This is a genomic window from Alcanivorax profundi, assembly GCF_003597125.1.
Classification (GTDB): domain Bacteria; phylum Pseudomonadota; class Gammaproteobacteria; order Pseudomonadales; family Alcanivoracaceae; genus Alcanivorax; species Alcanivorax profundi.
The window spans coordinates 59,815-82,801 of sequence record NZ_QYYA01000004.1; the positions used below are offsets into that span (position 1 = coordinate 59,815).

At 53.5% G+C, this 22,987-nt stretch carries 18 protein-coding genes and 1 pseudogene; 5 read left to right on the forward strand and 14 right to left on the reverse strand.

Annotation, left to right across the window (positions count from 1 at the left end):
* Positions 1-4: 4 nt before the first annotated feature.
* From D4A39_RS12945 to D4A39_RS12960, 6 genes are all read right to left on the reverse strand, one after another.
* Positions 5-1,015, reverse strand: a complete 1,011-nt coding sequence (locus tag D4A39_RS12945; RefSeq protein WP_233552482.1) for an LLM class flavin-dependent oxidoreductase — start codon at positions 1,013-1,015, stop codon at positions 5-7.
* A 316-nt stretch (positions 1,016-1,331) separates the two neighbouring features.
* Positions 1,332-1,511, reverse strand: a complete 180-nt coding sequence (locus tag D4A39_RS17660) for a hypothetical protein (protein WP_147393919.1) — start codon at positions 1,509-1,511, stop codon at positions 1,332-1,334.
* Between the two features lie 50 nt (positions 1,512-1,561).
* Positions 1,562-1,867, reverse strand: a complete 306-nt coding sequence (locus D4A39_RS12950) for a hypothetical protein (protein ID WP_022984045.1) — start codon at positions 1,865-1,867, stop codon at positions 1,562-1,564.
* A gap of 18 nt (positions 1,868-1,885) precedes the next feature.
* Complete coding sequence (locus D4A39_RS17665) at positions 1,886-2,359, reverse strand: hypothetical protein (protein WP_147393920.1); 474 nt, start codon at positions 2,357-2,359, stop codon at positions 1,886-1,888.
* Between the two features lie 372 nt (positions 2,360-2,731).
* Positions 2,732-3,049 carry a hypothetical protein gene (locus tag D4A39_RS12955; RefSeq protein ID WP_031225852.1) on the reverse strand — a complete coding sequence of 106 codons (318 nt, stop codon included), beginning with the start codon at positions 3,047-3,049 and terminating at the stop codon, positions 2,732-2,734.
* A gap of 86 nt (positions 3,050-3,135) precedes the next feature.
* On the reverse strand, positions 3,136-3,738 hold the full coding sequence (locus D4A39_RS12960; RefSeq protein WP_233552483.1) for a hypothetical protein: 603 nt from the start codon (positions 3,736-3,738) through the stop codon (positions 3,136-3,138).
* A gap of 422 nt (positions 3,739-4,160) precedes the next feature.
* Here D4A39_RS12960 and D4A39_RS12965 point away from each other — a divergent pair.
* A pseudogene (locus D4A39_RS12965) lies at positions 4,161-4,277 on the forward strand (IS3 family transposase); the annotation flags it as partial.
* 46 nt (positions 4,278-4,323) lie between these two features.
* Here D4A39_RS12965 and D4A39_RS17670 read toward each other — a convergent pair.
* From D4A39_RS17670 to D4A39_RS12985, 5 genes are all read right to left on the reverse strand, one after another.
* Complete coding sequence (locus D4A39_RS17670) at positions 4,324-4,608, reverse strand: hypothetical protein (RefSeq protein ID WP_147393921.1); 285 nt, start codon at positions 4,606-4,608, stop codon at positions 4,324-4,326.
* Positions 4,609-4,725: 117 nt separating this feature from the next.
* Complete coding sequence (locus tag D4A39_RS12970; RefSeq protein WP_119918300.1) at positions 4,726-5,565, reverse strand: transposase; 840 nt, start codon at positions 5,563-5,565, stop codon at positions 4,726-4,728.
* Positions 5,566-5,707: 142 nt separating this feature from the next.
* Entirely contained in the window at positions 5,708-6,187 is a 480-nt protein-coding gene (locus D4A39_RS12975) for a hypothetical protein (protein ID WP_119918302.1), read from the reverse strand.
* Positions 6,180-13,034 (reverse strand): two-partner secretion domain-containing protein, encoded by a 6,855-nt coding sequence (locus tag D4A39_RS12980; RefSeq protein WP_158586941.1) that lies wholly within the window; start codon positions 13,032-13,034, stop codon positions 6,180-6,182. The genes D4A39_RS12975 and D4A39_RS12980 overlap by 8 nt, the downstream gene beginning before the upstream one ends.
* Entirely contained in the window at positions 13,021-14,712 is a 1,692-nt protein-coding gene (locus tag D4A39_RS12985) for a ShlB/FhaC/HecB family hemolysin secretion/activation protein (protein ID WP_119918306.1), read from the reverse strand. The genes D4A39_RS12980 and D4A39_RS12985 overlap by 14 nt, the downstream gene beginning before the upstream one ends.
* A gap of 220 nt (positions 14,713-14,932) precedes the next feature.
* Here D4A39_RS12985 and D4A39_RS12990 point away from each other — a divergent pair, with 220 nt between their 5' ends.
* Together D4A39_RS12990 and D4A39_RS12995 are read left to right on the forward strand one after the other, a co-directional pair.
* Positions 14,933-15,985, forward strand: coding sequence for a tetratricopeptide repeat protein (locus tag D4A39_RS12990; RefSeq protein ID WP_119918309.1), 1,053 nt, complete (start codon positions 14,933-14,935; stop codon positions 15,983-15,985).
* Between the two features lie 2 nt (positions 15,986-15,987).
* Entirely contained in the window at positions 15,988-16,797 is an 810-nt protein-coding gene (locus D4A39_RS12995) for a putative RNA methyltransferase (RefSeq protein WP_022984136.1), read from the forward strand.
* Positions 16,798-16,972: 175 nt separating this feature from the next.
* On the opposite strand, the gene D4A39_RS13000 is transcribed toward D4A39_RS12995, so the two are convergent.
* Positions 16,973-18,592, reverse strand: a complete 1,620-nt coding sequence (locus D4A39_RS13000) for an FAD-dependent monooxygenase (RefSeq protein ID WP_119918312.1) — start codon at positions 18,590-18,592, stop codon at positions 16,973-16,975.
* A gap of 94 nt (positions 18,593-18,686) precedes the next feature.
* Between D4A39_RS13000 and dinB the strand changes: the two genes are divergently transcribed.
* On the forward strand, positions 18,687-19,790 hold the full coding sequence (dinB, locus tag D4A39_RS13005; RefSeq protein WP_022986295.1) for a DNA polymerase IV: 1,104 nt from the start codon (positions 18,687-18,689) through the stop codon (positions 19,788-19,790).
* Positions 19,791-19,935: 145 nt separating this feature from the next.
* On the opposite strand, the gene D4A39_RS13010 is transcribed toward dinB, so the two are convergent.
* Positions 19,936-20,151, reverse strand: a complete 216-nt coding sequence (locus D4A39_RS13010; RefSeq protein ID WP_022986294.1) for a hypothetical protein — start codon at positions 20,149-20,151, stop codon at positions 19,936-19,938.
* 307 nt (positions 20,152-20,458) lie between these two features.
* On the opposite strand from D4A39_RS13010, the gene ppnN reads away from it, so the two are divergent.
* Positions 20,459-21,826 (forward strand): nucleotide 5'-monophosphate nucleosidase PpnN, encoded by a 1,368-nt coding sequence (gene ppnN, locus D4A39_RS13015; protein ID WP_119918314.1) that lies wholly within the window; start codon positions 20,459-20,461, stop codon positions 21,824-21,826.
* Between the two features lie 213 nt (positions 21,827-22,039).
* Here ppnN and D4A39_RS13020 read toward each other — a convergent pair whose 3' ends face one another.
* Complete coding sequence (locus tag D4A39_RS13020) at positions 22,040-22,810, reverse strand: 3-hydroxyacyl-CoA dehydrogenase (protein WP_022986292.1); 771 nt, start codon at positions 22,808-22,810, stop codon at positions 22,040-22,042.
* Positions 22,811-22,987: the final 177 nt, after the last annotated feature.

Consider the following 22,987-nt stretch of genomic DNA (forward strand, 5'->3'; position numbering starts at 1 on the left):
TCCCCTAGCTTCCGCCACTGGCCTGAAACTGCGGCAGTGATGCCAGAATATCCAGCGCATGGCGACGCTTGGCCGGGTCGTAAAGGTCCACCGTGACCATCAGCTCATCCACTTCTACCGTGGCCAGCAGCTGTGCCAACTGCTCCTCAATGGCCGGCGCATCGCCCAGCAGCTGCAGCCCCAGAAAACCTTTCACACCCGCTTCTTCCTGCGGGTGCCAGAGTCCCTCCATTGATGCCACCGGAGCTTTCATCCACAGCGGCTGGCCACGGAACAAGGCGAGAATACGCTGATAACTGGTGGTACTGAGATAACGCGCTTCGGCAGCCGAATCCGCCGGTACTGCCGGCACAGCCAACATGGAATAAGGCTCGGCCAACTGGGCTGACGGCTGAAACTGGTCGCGGTAAATTCTCAAGGCCTCCTGGTACAGGCGCGGCGCAAAGTGGCCGGCAAAGGCATAAGGCAGTCCTTGCTGCGCTGCCAGCTGTGCGCTGAAAAGGCTTGAGCCCAGCAACCAGATCGGCACATTGGTACCCGCTCCAGGAATGGCATTCACCCCCCGAGAGGAATCCAGCGGTCCCAATAAACGCTGCAGCTCGGCAACATCCTGTGGAAACTGCTCCGCCCCCAACCCTTCTCGCCGCAGCGCTCGACTGGTCATGGGGTCCGTCCCCGGCGCCCTGCCCAGCCCCAAATCAATACGCCCAGGATACAAGTGTTCCAGCGTCCCGAATTGCTCAGCGATTACCAGCGGTGGGTGGTTTGGCAACATGACACCACCCGAGCCAATCCGGATCGACGCCGTTTTACCAGCAACATGCCCAATCAGCACCGACGTCGCCGCACTGCTGATCCCTTGCATATTATGGTGTTCGGCGAGCCAGAACCGACGAAAGCCAAGAGACTCCGCATGGCGGGCATACGCCACACTGTTGTCAATGGTCTGACTAACGCTATCGCCTTCACGAACTGACGCCAGCTCTAGCAATGAAAAAGGAATCGTTTTCGACACAGGGCTCCTCCCATTAAGCCAGCATTGGATTGGGTTCGAATCAGAAATTTCAAGGTGGCACCCATTGACGAGTAATCTACAAATGGGCGGAATCATGGCCTCTTATCCCAGCGAGCATGTCGACTTGCATGATCCACCGCAACCGTCCTGTAAAACCTCGCGGAAATGGGACACCTGACCCTCAAGATTCCGAACGCGACAAGAGCTGAAGCCCGATAAAACTCAGGCGGCACGCATAAATTTACGATCAGTGAAAAATCAGAGAATCACTAAGGGTTGCGCAGGTGACGTTCAAATTATTGGGCACCTCCGATTATTAACGATATCGCCGATAATTATTCATTATGATTTTTAAATGCCATCCCCATGCAAAAAACAGGAAAGCCACTACAACCCCTCCCCAAGCAACATCATCAGCAACCAAGGCCTCCCCATTCTTTATATCTACAAACGGCACACCTATGAGAGAAAGAAAAGCCGCAATAAAAAAAACCATGCTTTGACCTATAAAAAGAACAGACCTATCTGAAAACCCTGTAAAACTTTTTATATATGGATCAAAAAAACCGTCAAAATCTCAAGAAAAATAAACACCGAAATAAAAAACATAACATCACCAAAGACCGAGGGTGTCGGGCCTCCCATTTCCCTTTTCGACCTGCGAAGCCACTCTGTCATTATCAGAAAACGCACAACAATAATAAGGAGGCCATGGCAAATTAATGGCTTGACGGACACTACACCATTACCGCGATCGGCGAACACTTTGGCTGCGGACGATCCACCGTCAACCGCGCCGTCAAAGCCTTTCTTTGGAAACGAGAGACCTGGCACCAGCTCACCAATTTTCACCCCCGGTTTTCCGATTCGTTATTTTTGGGAGTTAAACTTTCGCTGCCGAGAACCTAGAACAACAAGAAACGGAAATAAAATTAAGCAGCCACTTATCAAAATAGCCAGCACAACTCTCCCATATGTAACCCCACCCCCATAACTATCAAGCCCCTCAAAATCAAGCCTAAAGGGTTCATTACTGGAAGAACCTCGAAAATATGCTGTCACACTCCTACCGACATAATCATGATTCTCTTTTGGAGTCCTGCAGCTTCCTCTCCTGGCCCCCAGGGTATATTTTCGACCTGAAGCACCAAACAGATCAAAAACATCTGATTTCCCAGTGCTGTAACAACGATAAGATGTAATTACATCGTCGATCACAACAACGCCCTCATCTTCAGAAGAAGGCACATCAAGAAGAATCGCAATAACAATTGCAGAGCAAAAACACACACACGCAAAAGCCTCCCAAGGCTTTGCGTAATAGAAAAGGTTTGTTTTATTCATTACCATCAATCGACAAATTAAAAACCGAGGGTGCCAGGTCTCACATTTCCTTTTTCGACTTTCGAAGACACTTTCTGATTATCAGAAAACGTACAATAACAATAATTGGGTCATCTAAAATTCATGGCTTGACGGACCCTACACTATTACCGCGATCGGCGAACATTTTGGCTGCGGACGATCACCGTAAACAGCGTCGCAAAATCTTTCATAAGAAATGGGGGACCTGACCCTCAAGATTCCGAACGCGACAAGAGCTGAAGCCCGACAAAACTCAGGCGGCACGCATAAATTTTCGATCAGTGAGACATCATAGACAGGCTAAAAAGTGTGCAGGAGATATTCCAATTTTTGGACAGCCCAATTATTTCGTTATTTCTTCGACCTTTTTTTATTTTTTAACCTTTCCTTCCTTTGATGTAAAGCCGCCCCCCAAAAACAGATAACAAATAGAGATACAGAAAAATATAAATACCACAAAGGGTCAACAACCTCACCTTTCCTATTAACCATATCCCCGTCTGTCAAAAAAGGAATCAGGTTCAAAAAAAGCATACCCCCTCCAAATGATATCCATTCTCGAGCTGCCTTTTCTATTAACGGCCTCCGTTTATAAACAAAATAATTAATAAAAGTCATAGCAACAATACATACTATAAATGATATAAAAACAGAAAAAGCGTAAATCATTCTTCACTCTCATGATTTCTTTCTAAACTATCTAACACAACCTGTGCGCACCGAAGTTCTCAGGGGGCACGCATAAATTCAAACAATCATAACCAACGCTTGCATCCCACCAAGCGCTGCCCCCAAACCCATTTTCGCCCCATCGTTTCCGCAAACGCTTTCATTTTATCAAGCGCCCCAACAGCAACAGGCTGGTGGGATATCGCTCCTCGCTTTTCATCCCGTACCGCCCGACCCATGCTATCCACTAATTCCAGATAATCCATCAATCTGAATCGGCATACACTTTCTTCTTCATCTGCTTCAATCGTGTGGGCACCAACCAGCGGCATAAGAGACGGTTTCTTTCTAGCCCCAGCTGCGTGATGGAGCGCCTGCGAGCGCTGCTGGATGGAGGTGTAGTCCGACTCTTCCGGGTTGGCCGCCATCTCGGCCTGGACGGGGTTTAAGTCCACATAGGCCATGCACTGAAGTAGCGCTTTTTCATCCAGCAGGGCCTGACACTTGTAACGGCTTTCCCAAAATCGGCCTTTGCAACAATCTTCTTCGTTGGCGCGGCGTGCAAGGTATTCATTCAGGCACTTCATGAACCAGCCCAGGTCATAGAGGCGCTCTCGCCATTGAGCAACAATTTCGCGTGCTTTCAGCGCTTCTGCTTCATCCAGCTTCCCTGCCAACCACCGTTTCACGATCAGCGGTCCGCTGAAAGCTGCATCCAGCGCGCTGCCACCTCTTCCTCTGTCCACGAAAGCGCCCTCTTTTGGCTGATGCGAAGCACAAGGTGGTAGTGATTCGACATCACCGCATAAGCACACAGATCAATGGCAAAGACCTCCACAAGAACTGACAGCCGATCCACCACCCACTGACGGCGGTGTTCATAATCCTGTCCGGAGTAGAGGTCCTTGCCACACAGAAAGGCGCGACGTACACAGCGGCAGATGCAGTGATAGCACGAAGTAGAATCCAGGGATACCTAGGCGTAGCGTGCTCGGGTCATGGGTTGCCTCCTTGCTTATCCATGACCCAACAATACTGACCAAAAGAAAAGATAAATATCAGCTATCGGCCGCGCACCTTGTAGGAGATCTACCAATTTGAGGGTGTCCCCGACTTTTTTGATTATATCGAAATGTTCTATAACAACCGGCGACGCCATGACTTTAATGAAAAGCTGTCACCGCTAGAGTATGAAACGCGTCACCAAGGACGGCTGATACGTGTCTAGTGAACTGGTGGCGATTCAGATAGGCCATCAAGTTTTTTTGTCATTATTATCTCTTTTCAAAATAGACAGAAACCCATAGAAATACAATAAAAACAAGACCCGTGACAAACAATGAATCACTTAATTCTATTGGCTGACCAGACCGTGTGGAAACTCCCCCTCCATCAATAATAAAAGGAAAAAAATTAAACACCATCACACCACACCCCAAAGATAGAAATGTAGCTCCTTTTTCACCATAGCCTTTTTTTTCTTTAAAAAAACCATACAAACAACCAAATACTATTACGAACACGAGCGCTGTCGCCCCAAAAGCAGCTGTTTGTTTCATTGCCCACAAACCTCTGATTATAAAAATAGAACAAATCGTTCAACATTGCCCCAGCAGCCTGCCCAGCCTGAATAAAGGAGTCGGGGCCAAGTCTATATTTTATACCACCCCACTTTCCTATCCAGTCTTGGCCTGCCGGACTATCTTCGCCACTGTTGTAAAGTGAAGACCATAATAGCTGCCAATATCCTGGTAGCTATAGCCTCCACTTGCATACGCGGCAATAATCGCAGCGTTTCGGTCTGGGTGACTCCGAACAATCGCTTCAAGCGAGGGCGGCGGCGGCCTGCGTTGTGCACGCGGCACATTGACGTCTTCTGTTCCATCAGCATGCGAAAGGCTTTTTGCAACAAAATCCTCATCACCCAGAAAAACCTGCGATTTGAGGTTAATCCAGATCGACTCTCCCCCTATTCCCTGAAACACAAATTCGCGGTATCGCCTTATCGCCACAGCACGCTTCCGGCCAAAAGCAGCAAGCAGGCCATCCGTTTCCAGCCAGGGAGGGCTGGGCTGTTTGCCAACCATTGCCAAATAGCTGCTCCAGGGCCACTCTCCTGGCTCTTTCACCATCCCCGCCCGCACCGGGTTTAATACAACGTACCGGCCCAGCTCCAGCAGATAACTATCACCATCGACAAGAATCGCTTTATAACGCCCCTGAAAGAGATGCCCCACCCGTCCATGACGCCGGTTACTATACTGCGTGTAAACACCATTCAGTTGCCGCATTCCTTTGGAAAGGTTGCCATCCGGTGTTTCGATTACAAGGTGGTAATGATTTCCCATCAAACACCAGGCGTGACAAACCCAGTTAAAATCCGACGCAACATCGCCAAGCAACGCCAGAAAACGCTCCCTGTCTTCCTCATCCTCATAGATCGCCTCGCGCCGATCCCCACGGGACGTCACATGATAAAGCGCTCCTGAAAATTCAATACGGATTGGTCTAGACATCACCAAACCCTAGATCAAGAAAAGTCTAAAGTATAGACCTGACCCCAATATTCCCTTCGCCGATGATTCCGATGATTGTGTCTGTCCCCGATGATTGTGCCCCCGATGATTGCGTCTGACCTCCGTGACCAATGACCAATTACTATTGCGTTTTTTGTTCCCTTTCCTTTTTTTGACGCGCAACCAAAAAAACGAAAAATGGAAAAAAAATCAAACTAGCTGCAATCAAAGTCACCATTATAACGAGATTATAAGTAACCCCCCCCTCGTACCCTTCAATACCATCTATATCAAGCTGAATGGGAATTTCGTCACCACCATCCACAAAATAGGCTGTTACATTTTTCCCCACAAAATCAAACTTATCCTTGGAATTGCGGCAATCACCTTTTCGCGCCCCCACACTATATTTTCTTCCGGAAGCCCCTATAAATTTCACATAATCCGATTTTCCGCCACTAAAGCAGCGATAAGACACAATCACATCATCAACTGAATAAACATTCTCATCAGATACAGAGGGAACACTAATAACCATCCAGAGCACCAGGCTAAGGAAAGCCACAATACAAATAAAAATCTCCCAAGGCTTAGCATAGTATAAAACATTAGACTCATTCATCATCGCCACCCTTTACACTCAACCTTCCGCTAGTTAATTCCGAGAACAATCCAACCCCACCGGAGGAGACCCCAACAACCTCAGAAATTAAGTCATTATTTTTATAATCCAATAAGCGATGGGGGGAGGAAAAAAGGGAGAGAGCATCGGTAGCATAGTCTAAAACGACCCCTGGCTTCGAATCACCAAAAACAAAGTTTGAACCAATAGCGTATAAACTCGATCTATTTAAAGCCGGATTAGAAGGAGACAAAACAGCTTTATAATAATCATTGACTCCATCAAGGGCGACTGGAGCCGTCACCCAACAAGAAGAAATTGCATACGCACAAGATGAGACCCCTGTAACGACCTGTCCATAACTACTGGCCGCAGCTACAGCGCCTGGAACCCCGTTTCTGGCTAACCCTACCCCTGTAGAACCAACACCCCCAGCCATAATTAAACCAGAACTAACATGAAAGGTTTTCAGAATCCCACCACCGAGTATTGATGTGAAAAAAATTTGGTTCACCTCGGATTGCTTATCAGCAAAATAATGGTTCGCCTTTTCCCAAGTACCCTGATAATTATAATAAGCCCCAGCCCCAGAACCCTCTAGGGCCCAAGCATTTTGCGGATCTGTCAGAACACGTCTTACCAGATTTTGATCATCCAACCCACCTTCATAAAGCCCCATACCGGAATAATAAAGCTCATCCATATAAGCCGAAGGATTAAAGTAATCCGCCGCAGAGGCTTCAAATGCCATCGTAGTCTGACCATCTGTGCTCACCAAACGAAGATCTGATTCGGCAGAAATACGATAAAGGAAGTTTGCTGCTAGAGAATTGTTTTTGATATTCGTATCATATTCATGATCTACTTCTTGCAGAGCCTCCATTACCAGTTCAGCAAGGGCATCTTCACGGGTAATACTTGGATCCTGCTTCAGCCTTTCTTCATAATAATCGTCCAGATTATCCTTAATCAGCTTCAACTCTTCCCTGTGCAACTGACGATTATAAGTATCCGCCTGCTTGGCAATCCAGGCCCCATCATTCACATCACCATCAACAAGCAAAGCACCGGAAAGACCTGCCAGCTGGGCTCCAGCCAGCCTCCAAGGCTCGTAATTCGCCGTCCCTCCCACTGATGAAGCAAAGCCATCAAGCGGAGAAGAAAGCAGTTGATTCAAACCGGCCCCAGCCGCTCCACTGGCAAAATCACCGCTCGTAACCTGAGTAACCGCCCCACCTACCAAAGCATGCATGGTTGCTCTACCCATTCCGCCTTCCACAAAAAGGTTATAACCGAAGGTATCTTGGTTAAGACCTGCATCGCTGGTTAAATGATCCGCCCAAGTGCCAACTTGATTGAACGCTAAAGCCGACAACACATTATTGCCCTGACTCTCAAGATTGGCGTTTAACGAATCAGTAAAGCTGGTACCAAAAACGCTGCTGCTCACACCCGCACTCACTCCAGCCTGCGCAGCATTATGCAGAGTGAACCCTGCCGCCCCATCAAGCGTTCCAAGATCAAAGCCTTTGGTTATGTTGTTCACTGTATCACTGGTTACAGCCTGACCATTTTCACCCACAGTTGAGGCTTTGCCAAAATCCCATTTATTAAATAGACCATCAATACCCACCATCAGACCTGCGGTCAAACCTGAGACGAGCAATCCCTGATAGGTTTCTGAGTGGTCCAGACTACCCAGTGCAGCCCCAATATCACCTTGATTGTTAATGAGAGCAGAGGTTCCTGTCACAGACGCACTGGTAACCATCGCACCAGCAACTGCCGATGTTACGGTCGCCGTAGTTGTTCCAGCCGTCGTCACCGTACCCGCAATAGCTCCACCAGCCCCCATCGTCAACGCCGTCACCACAATCGCCACCACCAACGCACTGGCCGCCCCCATGCTCTGGCTCTCGTACTCCCAGCTGTCGTGCATTTCCTGCACACGCTGCCAATCCACCTCACCGTTCGCATCGGCTTCCTTCAACCACGCGGGGTCCGGGTTATTAGCCACCATGCCATCGATCAACTGGCTCACGGAATGTTGATCAATGTCTTTCAGATCAATCGTCATGCCTTCAGCGGCATCAATCGCCAGATTGCCGGCAGCCACGATTTCTGATTGGAGGACGGTCTCATCAACGCGACCTTCACCCGCCATCTTGTTCCAGGCCAGATCGCCCTGGCTTCGCTCGTGGGTTTCACGGTAAAGGTCTTTTACGGACTCAAAGGTGATATGCCCACCACTGACGATGCTGATATCGCCCCCGCTTTGCAGACGGGCAGCCTGGTAGCGTTGATTTCCTTCACTATTGACGGAAAGGTTGCCCCCCGCTTCCAGAGTGGTGCCTACATTCGTCACATTCTGGATTTCGTCTTTCTTGTGACTTTTGGCTCCGAAGTCTCCGTCCTTGCTGCTTTCGTAAAGGTGATACTGAGAATTCTGCGCTGCGAGCAAGGCAATATCTCCGGCTGCTGCCAATGACATATCGCCACCCGCCTGAAGATAAGAGGCAATGGCAATCAGGTCGCCACCCGCATCCAGCTCCATGTCGCCACCAGCAGATAGCGTACTCTGCACCTGATTGACTGTATGATTGGTGATCTGTTTTTCTTCTTCGCTATCTTCGTAGTGGTAGTTTTCGTAGTCTTCATTGGCTGCGGCACGAATGAGAATATCCCCATGAATCGCCGACAGGCCGATATTGTTCCCGGCGGAGACATTCGAGGCGGTAATCCCGATACTGTTGCCCGCCGTCGCCATCACATTCATGGTTGCCTGAATGCTGCTGGCCAGCTGGTGCACCTGGCTATGCTGGTAATCACCCGCGGCATGCTGCCCATCAAATCCTTCTCTCACTGCCAGGCTTTCTATCAGGATATTGCCGCCCGACTGCATGCCAACATTCTCAGCACGAATATGGCTACCGGTGACCCGAATATTCTCACCAGCGCTGGCCGTCACATTGCCTGTTGCCTCGACCAGGCTGGCTTCACCATACTCAGTCCGCCAGTACTGGTCGCCTTCACGGGTCTCCTGAACAAATTCAGCATCGACTTCATTGATAATGCTGCCCTGACTTTGCAGCACCACGTCGCGGCCCTGGATGGAGGCACTCTGGTTCTTGATATCGCCCTCGCTGTCGACCAGCATCAAGCCACCTGACTGCAGAGCACCCTGGTGGTTCACCACCCCTTGCTCTCCCGCCTGGAGCGTCATGTTCTGACGCGCCGCAATAGCACCACTATTGCCAATGCCGTCGGCCTCGAGATGCACATTGTTTCCAGAAATAACCGAGCCTTCGCGGGTCAGATCTGCGCTCCCCGGAGCAAGATACAATACCGGCACCAGCACACGGTAACCGGCGACCTCCTGCTCCTCCATCCACACAATGTCATGCTGAAGCGCATTAACCTGTTCAGGTTTCAGGCTGATGCCAACCGACAATTCGAGGGATTCCGCTGACGCGATTGCATTTTCCATCAGCCAGCTGAATTGGTCTTGATCACTATCGAAGTCAGGATCCAGGAAACGGGTACCCGTTGCTGCGATCACGGCATCGCGGATCAGGCGGGTTTCGTAATAACTGTCACCTAACCGTTTTGTGGTTACGTTGGGGGTTAAACCCAGCCGGTCGATGAGGTAGGAGGATCCCAAAAAGCCATCAAGACTGGCAAAGAGCGGATTGGTCTCAATGAGGTAGGGGTGATTGGGATCACCATTGATGAAAAACAGGCTATTGTGTCGGTCCAGAAGCTCAAGGGTTCTATCCGTGATGGTGCTAATAACACGCGCAATGTCACTGCCACCCCAGTCGACATATTCCTCCGGTGCGTCATCGCTGTCCCCGGTATTTTCACCCCCTTCACTCGGGTCTTCAGGCTCCTCCTTCACATATTCATCTTCATCAAACTCGAAACCTTCATCGTCCCGTGTTCGCTCAGCATTTTCGATTTTGTCTTTCAGGCTGCCCGTGACGTTCCCACCCGCGGCGATAACACTGTAAATGACCGTCGGATTGCCGTCTTCATCCAGCAAATCAACCGTTCTTTCTACATAGTTAGTATATTGGCTGGGCCTCCAACCCGGGTCAGGGTTGTGTTTATAGTTATGCCAATGTTTCCAACCCCAGCGAACATTAAAGTGACGCTGAAGCCTGAAGCTTTCGTTTAGCAGCGTGTCACCCTGAAGGTGGATATCCCCTACAGAAGCCAGTGTGCTGAAACGGTTATCAATGGTATCGCCATAAATAACCAGATCCTTTCCAGATGAAATAAGGGATGGGTTGCGATCATATTCACTATCGATTACGTCATCATAGCGGTCTGGACCGAATTGATAGTACTTAACGTAATTATTGTCACAAGACTCACCGCCGGAGCGCCAATCCCCTCTGTTTCGTCCACAAGTAGACTGCCAAACATTCAACGTGCCTATATGGCCAGCCATTCTAGCCTTCACTTTTCCTAGAAGCTGGCTGTATTTTTGCGGATCTATCCCCTTAATAATTTGTGTTACTCTGCTGATGATCCACATCGTTTCGGCTAATGGATTTTTAGCGCCACCGACATTAATTGGGGAAGACTCGCTGTATCCTGAATATTCGTAGTATCCCGGCAACCTGGGGTTGCCGGCGATATATTCTTTGTTACCGACCAACACTTTCCTGATTTCGTCAACGTCATTGACGGTCAGCCCAGCCCCGAAAGACGAATTAAGGTAATCGGTATAGTTGGATAGCCAAAAATCAACGAATCTAAATCTTTCATCGGCGGCAGACGAATACAAGGGTAGAGAGTAAACCTTGGGATCAAAAACAAAGGCCCAATCGTCCTTGCTCATTTCGGCATTATCAGCCATGAGCCGGATAATATCGTTCAAGGGATCATCATCCTGAAGGGCTAGCCAGTTGGCCTCCATCAAGTCTTCCGCGGTAACGTTGTCATCCTTTGAAAGATGAATTTCACGGCTATTATCCAGGTGCCGGGTAAAAATGGTGATATCGCCATCCCGGGTCACGATTTCGCCTTGATCATTTTTCACCAGATTATTCTTGGCAGCATCAAGGGCATCCTGATTTTCTTCTTCTGTCATACCCTCGGTCATCTCCGGATAACCGGCACCGATGTAGATACTTCCTAGTGCCTGAATGCTGGATGAGGTGTTCACCAATGCATCCGAAACGAGTAACTCCATGTTGCCCCCGGAACCGATCAACGCTCCGGATTCATTACTTAACCTCTCTGCATCAATATCCAGAAATTGCTCACTGCCCAGTACGCCATCCCCATTAATCGCCTCTACCGCTCTCTGATTAATAACATCCTGGGCAGAAACACTGAGGCGCTCCTTGCCAACAATGTTTCCCGCATTGTCGACTCTGTTTGTGGCTGCGATATGGAGCATATTTTGGGCTCTGAGGACAGCCCCGCTTTCATTGGAGATACTGCTGCCACTGACGGCAAGATCTTGTTCTGCGGTGACCAGCCCACGGTTTTCAATTTGGCCGGCAACGCTATTCAGGACAGCACTTTCGCCAGCGACAATCTCGCCAGCGTTTAACACCTGCGTTTCAGCTGTCACCCCCAGATTCTGGCCCGCTCTCACCGTGCCGGTATTGACAACGTCCTCAGTGGATACCGAAATGGCATGATCAGCCAGCAAGTCGCCGTGATTTTCCAGCTTTCCCTCAAGCTCAATACTCACGTTCTTGCCTGCAACCTCTCCGAGGTTATTCAGGTTTGCGCCAGTGAGAGAGAGGGAATCCGTAGCATACAAAGCCGACCCTTCATTAACGCGAACCTCCGCAGACACCACATCAACAAACTTCGCACTGACTTGCTCTGATTCGACAGTCAATGATTCACTCGCGAACCGCATGCTTTCGCCAGCCACAGTACGACCTTGCAACTGAATCGCTTCGTGACTCGCAACCTGCATATTCCCTTTGGCACTGGCATCAGAGAAAGTCACCCTCCCTTCTGCCGACAACAGCAGGTTGCCACTCTGCGCCGCCACCGGTGCATCCAGTCTCACACCGACCCCGTCTTCATTGGCAATCAACCGAATCCGGTTGGCGTACATGCCCCCCAGGGCAGTGGAATCAATGGCGAAGGCAGGCTTATTGCCATCGGACGTCATATTGGACGTGGTCAATGTCGAGTGATCCACAGTCTGCTGACCGGTGACCACATTCAATTCATTGGCATGCAGCTCCCCGGCCACCTGGACTGAACGGGCAATCAGGTCGAATCGGTCGGTGTTGGACCCGTTCAGGCCGCTTTCACCAATCAGAATCTGGCCTCCCTGCACATCAAACCCTTGCAGGTAGCCCTCTTCGACAATGGACTCACCGGTGGTAAGGGTGGCGTGGCGGGTGTTGATAAAGCCGCAACCGTTACAGGTGATGCCGTTGGGGTTGGCCACGATGACATCGGCCCGCTTGCCCCCCACCTCAATGTAGCCGTTCAAATTGGACGGGTTGCTGCCAATGACTTCATTGAGAATCAGGCTTGCCGAACCGTTGTGCAGGTTCGGGTTCCCTTCGATATAGCCCCCCAGCTGGGTTTGCGTCAGTTGCTGACTGTTGTTGAGGATGACCCCTTTGGGGCCAACATTCAGGTCGTTATAAAAATTCTGCGACAGGCCACTGCCATTGGGGTTCTGGATATTCACCACCGGCACCCCATTGGCCGCCTGATCCAATGTCGGCCGCCCCTGGGTGCTGTGTGTGGGAGTGATCGGCTCTGCCGCCAGCAACATGGGCTGCCAGATCAGCAACAGTGACAAGCCATAAACAAGTCCCCGGCGAAAAACTGAAGCTGGGCGATCAGAGCTCGGCATAGAGTGATGCATGAAGCGTGTACTCACTGTCTGTCATTTCCGTTGAATGCTGTTCCATGGGCCAGGACACTTCCGTGGTCAGGCGCAGGCGACGAAACCCCAGGCGAAGCCCTATCGTCGAGGAATCAATACGGGCAAACCCCGTTTCATTGTGATTGCCGGGGACAACCCCCGAGTCATAGGCAACATAGGGCGTGAACGACACCGGCCCGGTAATGGGCGGGTAGACATCCAGCTGCACGGCGCCAGCCATGGCCGAGTTGCCATTGAGTGAGATATCCCGATACCCCCTCACCGCCGCGCTAGAGGCGACGGAGAACCGTTCGGACGGAAACAGTACATCGTCGCTGTACTGACCATTTAGCCGAACGGATAAGGCGCTATATAACGGTTTTATGAAACGGTTGGCTGTAAGAAATGTCTGATAGCGCGTGTGCGAGATGTCGGCAATTGACACATCCCCCGGCAAACGGGTCGCGGGGCCAGCGCCTCTGCCCTGCTCCACAGTGAAGGTACCTGCCAGCTGGGTATGCCCCCACAGATACTTGCCATTGGCGCGGCCACCCCAGGCACGCAGGTGATAGCTACTGACACGAATAACGGCGTCTTCCAGCAGATTTTCCGTGTCTGAATAGGCGCCCAGCAGGGAAAGAGAGAAGCGGGCGCGATTGCTGCGATACAGGGTGCGGGTCAGCTCCAACCGGGAGGTGTCCGTCGCTCCGGAGGAGGCGAAATCCTGGAAAACGCCGTCGATGGTGTTCTTGTACTCCTGGCGGTTGTAGCTCATCGCCAGATTCCAGTAGCCATAACTGATGTCGTAGCTCAGCCCGGCCCCCCAGGCCTGGTCAGAAAACTCGGTATCCAGATCCGTATTCAGTGACAGCGAGAGACGGTCAGGGACACCCGTCACATTGCCCCAGTCAAACCCGGCCTGAGCAGTACCGTGAGTACTATCACCGTAGTGCTCTTCGTCAATCACCAGGGTGCCGCGATAACGGCGTGGCCACTGCGCCTGCCCGAGAATCACCGTTCCGCCCTGTTCTTCACCCGGGGCAAGATCCATCTTGGCATCGAGATGGGGCAAGCGGGCCAGCGATTCCACGGCATGCTCAAGATCACGCAGGTTAAGTAAATCACCGGCCCGGGCAGGGACCGCCCACTCCAACAGGCGGGTCGACATGCCCACCGCGTCAAACCCTTCTACACGCCCCGGCACCACCAGCAGCACCAAACTGCCGCTGGCCACATCCTGTTCGGGAATCAGCACTCGACTGGTGATGAAGCCACGATCGATAAGGGTGTTGGAGAGTACCGCCTGAAGCGTGCGGATATCCTGCAGGGTCATGCAGCTTCCCTGAGGCTGCTGTGCGGTTTCAACCAACCCGGCGCCAAACGGGGAGGCCTCACCGTCCAGCGTTTTCAGGGTAATGGTATCGATAGAAAAGCAGCGCCCCGGATCAGCAGGGGCATCCGGCAGGGGGATTTGCATGGGGGAGTCTTCTCCCGGCACCTGCATGTCGTCCAGTTGCTGCTGTTGCCGCTGGCGTTCCTGCTCTTGAAGACGGTCGAACATACGCTGCTGCGCCGTCGGCGCAGCATATGCCAACGCCACCCCCATAGACACGAGCAGGCAGGCAGCACGGATGCCGCCCCTGAATAATGACGCTTCCCCCAACATGGCTTTCCTTGCCTTAACTGATCACAATGTGGCGCCATCCAGTACGCAATCATTGCTACTGCTGTCGTGGCCCACTAAAGCCGCGCATTCTACACTTATGGCTAGTTAGCTGTGACCAGGGAAGGTTTTTGGCGTGAAACAGATCACATTCGCTATTGTAGCGTGGCTTTTATTCCCCCCCCTTTCTTCATATGCCTTCGCGGCGTCACCGGCGCAGGCAATGGATGTGCTGAGCCGGGCAGACAGCCGGGAAGCCCAGTTCAGGCAGGCAATCCGTGACAGCACGCGCCTCCCCACTGCAGAAAAACTGGTGCTCCTGAACCAGCTTCGTTTGCGCCTGGCCGCCGTGCAAATGAAAGGGGGACGTATGAATCAGGCACGCGAGACGCTCCGTGAAGTCGACACCGCCAGCCCCGCGGCCCCACAAGCCAGCTTGCTTATGGCAGAAAGTTATCGGCTAAGTGGCCAGCCCAATGCCGCACGTGACTGGTTTTTACGCGCCGCACACCATTACCCCTACCGGCCAGTTACATTGGAGGGGTTAATCAGCGCCGCCCACGATGAGCAGAAACAGAACCCGGGAGTCGCCGCGGCCCTGTACAGCGAAATTGATAAGCAGAGCCGCTATGCCCTCGGCCAGCTGGATCAGCTCCAACACGCAGGCAGAGTGGATCCTATGGACATTATTTTCCCCTCCCGGCTCGATGATGCCGTTCGCAAAACAGTGCTGCGACGCGCCTTGCGCCATCCGCAACACAACTTGCTGGAACAAACCGGGCAACTAAGGGAATCCGTGTCGGCCATGCTGACATTGCAACAACGTCATAAAACCCTGAACCGGGAGCTGAACGCACTGGTACAACAGCTGGCAGATTACCAGCAACAGCGCATCGCGCTTCAACAACAGTGGGAACGCGGGCAACAACAGGCCACGGCGTTAACTGAACAGCTTATCCCCAATGATTTCAGTAACGAACAAATGGCCATCCGCCAGACGCTGACCCGTTTACGCAACCAGCTGACCCGCCAACAATCCCGACTGGCCTTTATTGAACAAAGTCAGCAAACGCTGCCAGCCATTACCCGAAAACTCGAAATGCAACTACAGAACCTCAACGATACCGCACGCTCGCAACTCCAGAGCAGCCTCGCAGCGGTGACCCAAGTGTTGGACGAAACTCTTGCGCAATACCGAACAATATTGATCCATATGCTGGCGGAGTCACAATTGCAGCGCTCCGAATTACTGCTCTTGTCACAAGGGAGGCACTAATCATGCCTGAACTCAAATGTCCCAGCTGCGAGCAGCCCCTGCAGCTCAATGGCAACGCCTGGCTCTGCACCAATGGTCACCGCTTTGACCGTGCCCGGCGCGGTTATACCAACCTGCTACTGGCCCAGCATCGGCGCTCGCGTTCACCGGGAGATGACAAGGCCATGGTGCGGGCACGCACGGAGTTTCTTCAGCTGGGCCGCTACCAACCACTCGCGGACGCCCTGTTGAAAGACCTCCCCTCACAGCCAGACGGAGACTGGCTGGACCTGGGGTGCGGTGAGGGCTGGTATACCGAGCAGTTTGCTCGCCAGCTGGGAAGCGCTCAGGGCGCCGGCGTGGACATTTCAAAATTTGCCGTAGACAGCGCCGCGAAACGCGACAAAACACTAACCTGGCTGGTCGCCAGCGGGGCGCGACTACCCCTGTTTGATGCCAGCCTGTCGCGAGTGATCGTGCTATTCACCCGTTTGTTCACCGATGATATCGCACGGGTACTCCGCCCCGGTGGCGAACTGATTGTCGCCGGCACCGGAGCGTCCCATCTGATGCCGTTACGCGAAGCTTTGTACGAAGACGTGCGTCAATCCGGCTTTGACGCAAGCAAATTCCTTGATGACCGTTTCTGTGCCATTGATGAAAAAGTTATTCAGTTCGACTGGCAACCACAGAGCGAGCAAGAGCTGCATAATCTGTTGACCATGACCCCTCACCACTGGCGTGCCAAACCGTCTGCCAAAGCGGAGATTGGCAAACTGACAGGCGCCACCATGAATGCGCATTTTGTGATTCAGCGTTTCAGAAAACAGTGAACAGTGAACAGTGAACAGTGAACAGTGAAGGAAGGCTGCCCGACCGACATAGCCTGTCAAGCTGTATTAGGTTTTTTCGTTTTGTTTAAAAGCATGAGGCCGCGTCAAAATTCTGGGCGCGGCCTCATGCCTTTCAGATCACATAACGCGTAACCGCGCCGCTGTTAACTGTTCACTATTCACTGTTAACTCTCTGCAGCACCGCATCCAGATACCCCAACAAGTGATCCGCATTACCCACCGGCGCGCGGTACCCCAGATGCCCGTCAGGGCGCATCAGCCACAAACGTGGTCCCTCGCCAAAGGCTGCCGCAAATTCCCCCTCGTGATCCTGCCAGATACGGGTGGTACCTTCCTGGGGAATCTGTTCTTCATGGGTATGCCGCGAGGCAATGACGGTCAGGTGGGCACGCTCACGGTAATCCTGGCCCAACCGGTCGCTGAAGGCATACAGCACCAGCTTTTCGTTGTGCTCGGGGTTCGCGCTCAGTTGCAACAGCAAATGGTGCACCGGCTTTTTCAGCAGATCATGGAGCTGATGCAGGTGCCCAGTGCGCACAGAACGCATGGCCGCATCTGGCAAACGGTCGCCGGGTAACGGGCCCTGATGACGCCAGCCCAGCTCTGCTTCAGGGCCACTGGTGACCATGGGTGAGTTGCGGTAGTGCACATCCAACTGGCTGGCCGTACGCAGCAAGCGGGTGGCAATCCCCGGGCGGCTGCCTGCCATTTTCAGCAGGGAATCACGGCTGCGTCGCAGCAGGGGCAACTTGACCAGCGAAGCACGCGACAGCATGTCCACGCCGTACAGCATCTTTTCGGCCACCGGGCGACGCTCTTGTTCATAGCTGTCTAACAGTCGTCCATCCCCGTAGCCCTTCAGGTAATAGCCCAGCTTCCATCCCAGATTGAAGGCATCGGCAATACCCGTATTCATGCCCTGCGCCCCCAACGGGCTCTGCACATGTGCAGCATCACCGACCAGGAAAGCACGGTTTCGGCGGTAGTTCTGGGCCAGGCGACGTTGTACGGTGAACTGGCTCAACCAGTGTGCCGTACCCAGTGCTGGCACCTCACCGAGAATCGAGCCCAGACGCTCTTCAAAGGGGTCAAGGGTCACGGGCTCCCCGGGTTCCTCATCCGTTGCCATGATCAAACGCCAGCCATTGGGCAACGGCAGCGCCACCAATAGCCCTGCTTCCTGCAGAAAGCCGTGGGAACTGTCTTCACGCCATGGGGCCTTCCAGGGCACATCTGCCAACAGGAAATGCTCCTTGTAATCCACCCCTTTATAGCCAATCCCCAGTTGCTCGCGCACGGTAGAACCCACGCCATCAGCTCCCACCAGTATGGCGCTCTCAACAGTGCTCACCTGAGCCCCCTGGCGGATGCGCGCAGTCACACGACTCCCGTCCTGGGTGAAATCCAGTAACTCCACCCCACGCAGCATCTCGCCACCCAGCGCCTTGTAGCGCTGAATCAAGGTCTCTTCCACCTGACTCTGTGGACAACTCAATACCCAGGGAAAGGGAGCCTTCAGGGTGGTCAGGTCAAGATCGAACAGGAAGCCCTTGTCGCCGTAAACCGACACGCCCTTGAGCAATCTGGAGGCCTTGCGGATCGGAGCCAGCACATCCAGTGCCGAAAAAATTTCCAGGGTGCGGGCGTGCAGACCCAACGCCCGGGAATACGGGGAAGGCGTCTCCAGTCGGTCGAGTATCAGACAGTCGATCCCCTGCCGGCGCAGGCTGACCCCCAACGTCAGGCCACTGGGGCCAGCCCCGACAATCAACACCCGGGGCGTACGGTGAATGGTGGTGGCGATGTTACACTCTCCTTATGCAGCTTTCCGACGTCAGACGACTGGCGCCCTACGCCAGAGTTTTACCATGAGTCACCCGCCGCGCAAGATCATTCATGTAGACTGCGACTGCTTTTATGCCGCCGTGGAAGTCCGCGACGATCGTACCTTACTCGGCCGCCCCGTGGCGGTGGGGGGTGATCCGCACCGCCGAGGCGTTATTGCAACGTGCAATTATCCTGCCCGCCAGTTCGGGGTTCATTCGGCGATGGCATCATCCCAGGCCTTGCGACTCTGCCCGGATCTGGTGATTGTGCCGCCCAACTTCGATAAATATCGCAAGGTATCAACACAAATCCATGACATTTTTAAGCGCTATACCTCACTGATTGAGCCCTTGTCGCTGGACGAAGCCTATCTGGATGTCACCGCCAGTGAGCAGTATGACAATAGTGCCACCCGCATTGCCGATGCCATTCGCCGCGAGGTGCGCCAGCAAATCGGTATCACGGTGTCAGCCGGGGTTGCCCCCAACAAGTTTCTCGCCAAGGTGGCCAGCGACTGGCGCAAACCCGACGGGCTGTTTGTGATACCGCCGGATCAGGTGGAACGCTTTGTGGCCGAATTGCCGGTCAAAAAAATTTCCGGTGTGGGGCGAGTGACGGCCGAGCGAATGACCAGCCTGAATCTGCACACCTGTGGAGACCTGCAAGGATTGAGCCGGCTGACGCTGGCGCAGCACTTCGGCAGCTTCGGCGAGCGCCTGTACCACCTGAGCCGGGGGGAGGATAACCGCCCGGTGCAAACCGGCCGACGCCGTAAATCGGTCTCTGTCGAGCGCACGTATGACAAGGACCAACCCACGCTGAACGACTGGCTGCGTGAGCTCGACGGGTTACTGGAGAAACTCAAAGCACGCTTTGAGCGGCTGGATCAGAACTACCTGATCAGCGGCCTGACCGCAAAAGTGAAATACCAGGATTTTGTCAGTCTGAGTTGCGACAAGGCGGGCACCGATCTGGATCCTGCCCATTTTGAGGCACTGCTTCAACAGCTCTGGGAGCGCCGCCAGGGCCCGGCACGCTTGTTAGGCATTGGCGCCAGGCTACGCGACCTGAAAGCCCCGCAACAACCCGACCTGTTTCCCGAAGAATGGGACAAGGCGCTACGGCAGCGGCGAGGGAAGAGCTGAATAGCAATAGAAAGTTCAAAGTTTAAACGCGCATCAGGCCTGAAGGTTTTGCGCTTTCCTTGCCGCGCTCAGCGGTATGGCTGCGGACACAGTCGTCCAGAAAGGCAAAACCCGGCTCGCGTCTTTTCAACTTTCAACTTTAAACTCAATGAACCGAGTGTCCGACCCGCTCCAGCAATTCCGGGGGCATCATACCGTCCATCAACTCGCGACCGCGCTGTTTGACAGGCTCCATCTGGGCATCCAGATAGGCATCAAGGGTAGCCACACAGTGGGCACAACGATCCATGGTGGACGCATCTGGGTGATCCGCCACCGCCTTTACTGCTTGTTCAAGCTCATTGAGATACTTGAGCAACATGGTTTGCTCCGGTTAAACATGTTCGGTCGGGGCCTGAGGCCTCGAAACCCGCCAAGACTAGTCACAGGACAAGTCATATTTATGACAATGCGCCACCTGCGTCCTGCCATTACCGCCATGCACTCAGCATGCCAGCCCGTTGTCATGGTGTGTTCATTAAGACGCTCTCGGCATGTCAGGCGTTCCGGGGGGAAATGTAAAAATGCACGGGGTCACCCACACCTTTTGCCGACATAATCTCACGCCGCGCTGCCCCCAATTTGCGTTACTCTATCCCTTTGAAAGGACTTGCGAGGACACCCCGCCCATGACCGACACCCTGTCGACCATCGTTGCCCCGGAAGGCAGCCTGGAAGTACTCAGCCAGCACGAAGTCGAACGCCTGCGCGATACCTCCGGGCGTGGCCTGCATGAACTGCTGCGCCGCTGCGCCCTGGCGGTACTCAACTGTGGCACCCCCACCGACGACAGTCGCGAGGTGCTGGAAACCTACCGGAATTTCGACATCGAGGTGATTCAGGAAGATCGCGGGTTACGCCTGAAACTGGATAACGCCCCTGCCGGCGCCTTTGTCGATGGCCGCATGATCCGCGGTATCCGCGAGCATCTGTCAGCCGTGCTGCGTGACATTGTCTACGTGGCCAACGAGATTCAGAATAACGACGGCTTCGATCTCAATAGCAGCCACGGGATCACCAATGCGGTGTTTCACATCCTTCGCAATGCGGGGGTTCTGCGTGCCGGCGCCTCCCCCAATATGGTGGTGTGCTGGGGGGGGCACAGCATTTCCCGCGAGGAATACGACTACAGCAAGAGTGTGGGTTACCAGCTGGGCCTGCGCCACAAGGATATCTGCACCGGTTGTGGCCCCGGGGCCATGAAGGGCCCAATGAAAGGGGCGCATGTGGCCCATGCCAAGCAGCGGTTCAAAGGAGGCCGCTATCTGGGGATTTCCGAGCCGGGCATTATCGCCGCGGAAGCCCCCAACCCCATCGTCAATGAACTGGTGATCATGCCAGATATTGAAAAACGGCTTGAGGCCTTCCTGCGTGTCGGCCATGGCATCATTGTCTTTCCGGGGGGGGTCGGCACCACCGAGGAAATTCTCTACCTGCTGGGCGTGCTGCTGCACCCGGACAATATCGACATGCCCTTGCCGGTAGTCTTTACCGGGCCCGCCAGCAGCGCCGACTATTTTCGCCAGGTGGACGCCTTTATTCGTACTACCCTGGGTGAGCAGGCGGCACAGCGTTACGAGATCATCATCGATGACCCGGAAGCGGTCGCGAAAACCCTGTGCCATGGCATCGACAAGCTGACCCTGTTCCGCCGTGACAATGACGATGCCTTTTACTTTAACTGGCGACTGACTATCCCGCTGGATTTCCAGTCCCCGTTCGAGCCGAGCCATGCCGCCATGGCCGCCCTGAACCTGAGCCCCGACCAGCCGGTGCACACACTTGCCGCCAACCTGAGACGAGCCTTTTCTGGCATCGTGGCAGGCAATGTGAAAGAACAGGGCATCCATGCCATCGAACAACACGGCCCCTACAAGCTGCACGCCCCGGGCGAACTGATGACTCACCTTGATGAACTGCTAAAAGCCTTTGTCGTTCAGCAGCGCATGAAGTTGCCGGGCAGCCATTACGAGCCGTGCTATGCGTTAGAGGGCTGAAAGGCAGCTTCGAGCGGTGAGGATAACCCTGCCTGTCGGAGCGTCGCTGGCGGCGCGAAGGGGTGAGCGGAAAAAATAGCCGACGCACCTACAGCATGGGGAGTGCTGCAAACCATTCCCTCAAATCTGCGATAAAAACCCAAAAAGCCCCGGAAGTCCGGGGCTTTTTGGGTTTCAGCTAGTAGCTGGCCGCTAATCGATCACCGCGACTATTTAACGCGGCTGCATGCGGATACCGCCATCCAGGCGAATGGTTTCGCCATTCAGGAACTTGTTCTCGATCATGTGGCATACCAGCTGACCAAACTCTTCCGGGTTACCCAAACGCTTGGGGAACTGGGTCATTTCGATCAGCGGCATTTTCACCTTGTCCGGTGCCGCGTTCATCAGCGGGGTATTGAAGATCCCCGGGGCGATGGTGTTGCAACGGATGCCCAGCGGTGCCAGATCACGGGCGATCGGCAGGGTCATGCCAACAACCGCACCCTTGGTGGCGGAGTAGGCTACCTGGCCAACCTGACCATCGAAGGCCGCAACGGAAGCGGTGTTCACTACCAGGCCACGCTCGTTGTCTTCACCCGGCTCGTTCTCTGCCATGGCGGCAGCGGCCAGACGGGTCACATTGAAGGTACCGATCAGGTTGATCTGCACAACCTTGCTGAACACACCCAGATCATGAGGCTTGTTTTCGCGGCCAACGGTCTTCATGGCAGAGCCCACACCCGCACAGTTCACTGCCACGTGGATGGCACCAAACTTCTCTACGGTGGCCGCCACCGCCGCCTGCACAGAGGCCTCATCAGTCACGTCGGTCTTCACAAACGCCGCGTTGTCACCCAGTTCAGCGACAACCGCCAGACCCTGCTCTTCGTTCAGGTCCAGAATCATCACCTTACCGCCTTTGGCTGTGATGGCTTGCGCTGTCGCGTGACCCAGGCCAGATGCGCCACCAGTAATAACGGCAACAATATCGGTAATATTCATATGCTCTCCTTACGGTATGGGGCCATAAGGAACCTCTGAATAACGCCTGGCATGCTCACGTGTGCTGATGCGTGAAGCGCTTGTATCTTGTCTCCACGGTTAGGGAGGCCCTTTCCTGGAGGCAAGGCGTTATTGAGTGGTTCCTCACTATGCCCGGAGTATACCGAGCCGGGATAA

Excerpts from the sequence above, each read along its gene's own strand:
- D4A39_RS13010 (WP_022986294.1), bottom strand. The coding sequence starts at position 20,151 with ATGTTGCTCAAGTATCTCAATGAGCTTGAACAAGCAGTAAAGGCGGTG.
- D4A39_RS17665 (WP_147393920.1), bottom strand. The coding sequence starts at position 2,359 with ATGAATAAAACAAACCTTTTCTATTACGCAAAGCCTTGGGAGGCTTTT.
- dinB (WP_022986295.1), top strand. The coding sequence starts at position 18,687 with ATGAGTCACCCGCCGCGCAAGATCATTCATGTAGACTGCGACTGCTTT.
- D4A39_RS12990 (WP_119918309.1), top strand. The coding sequence starts at position 14,933 with ATGGATGTGCTGAGCCGGGCAGACAGCCGGGAAGCCCAGTTCAGGCAG.
- D4A39_RS17660 (WP_147393919.1), bottom strand. The coding sequence starts at position 1,511 with ATGGTTTTTTTTATTGCGGCTTTTCTTTCTCTCATAGGTGTGCCGTTT.
- D4A39_RS13020 (WP_022986292.1), bottom strand. The coding sequence starts at position 22,810 with ATGAATATTACCGATATTGTTGCCGTTATTACTGGTGGCGCATCTGGC.
- D4A39_RS12975 (WP_119918302.1), bottom strand. The coding sequence starts at position 6,187 with ATGAATGAGTCTAATGTTTTATACTATGCTAAGCCTTGGGAGATTTTT.
- D4A39_RS12995 (WP_022984136.1), top strand. The coding sequence starts at position 15,988 with ATGCCTGAACTCAAATGTCCCAGCTGCGAGCAGCCCCTGCAGCTCAAT.
- D4A39_RS17670 (WP_147393921.1), bottom strand. The coding sequence starts at position 4,608 with ATGAAACAAACAGCTGCTTTTGGGGCGACAGCGCTCGTGTTCGTAATA.
- D4A39_RS12985 (WP_119918306.1), bottom strand. The coding sequence starts at position 14,712 with ATGTTGGGGGAAGCGTCATTATTCAGGGGCGGCATCCGTGCTGCCTGC.
- D4A39_RS12980 (WP_158586941.1), bottom strand. The coding sequence starts at position 13,034 with ATGCCGAGCTCTGATCGCCCAGCTTCAGTTTTTCGCCGGGGACTTGTT.
- D4A39_RS12970 (WP_119918300.1), bottom strand. The coding sequence starts at position 5,565 with ATGTCTAGACCAATCCGTATTGAATTTTCAGGAGCGCTTTATCATGTG.
- D4A39_RS12955 (WP_031225852.1), bottom strand. The coding sequence starts at position 3,049 with ATGATTTACGCTTTTTCTGTTTTTATATCATTTATAGTATGTATTGTT.
- ppnN (WP_119918314.1), top strand. The coding sequence starts at position 20,459 with ATGACCGACACCCTGTCGACCATCGTTGCCCCGGAAGGCAGCCTGGAA.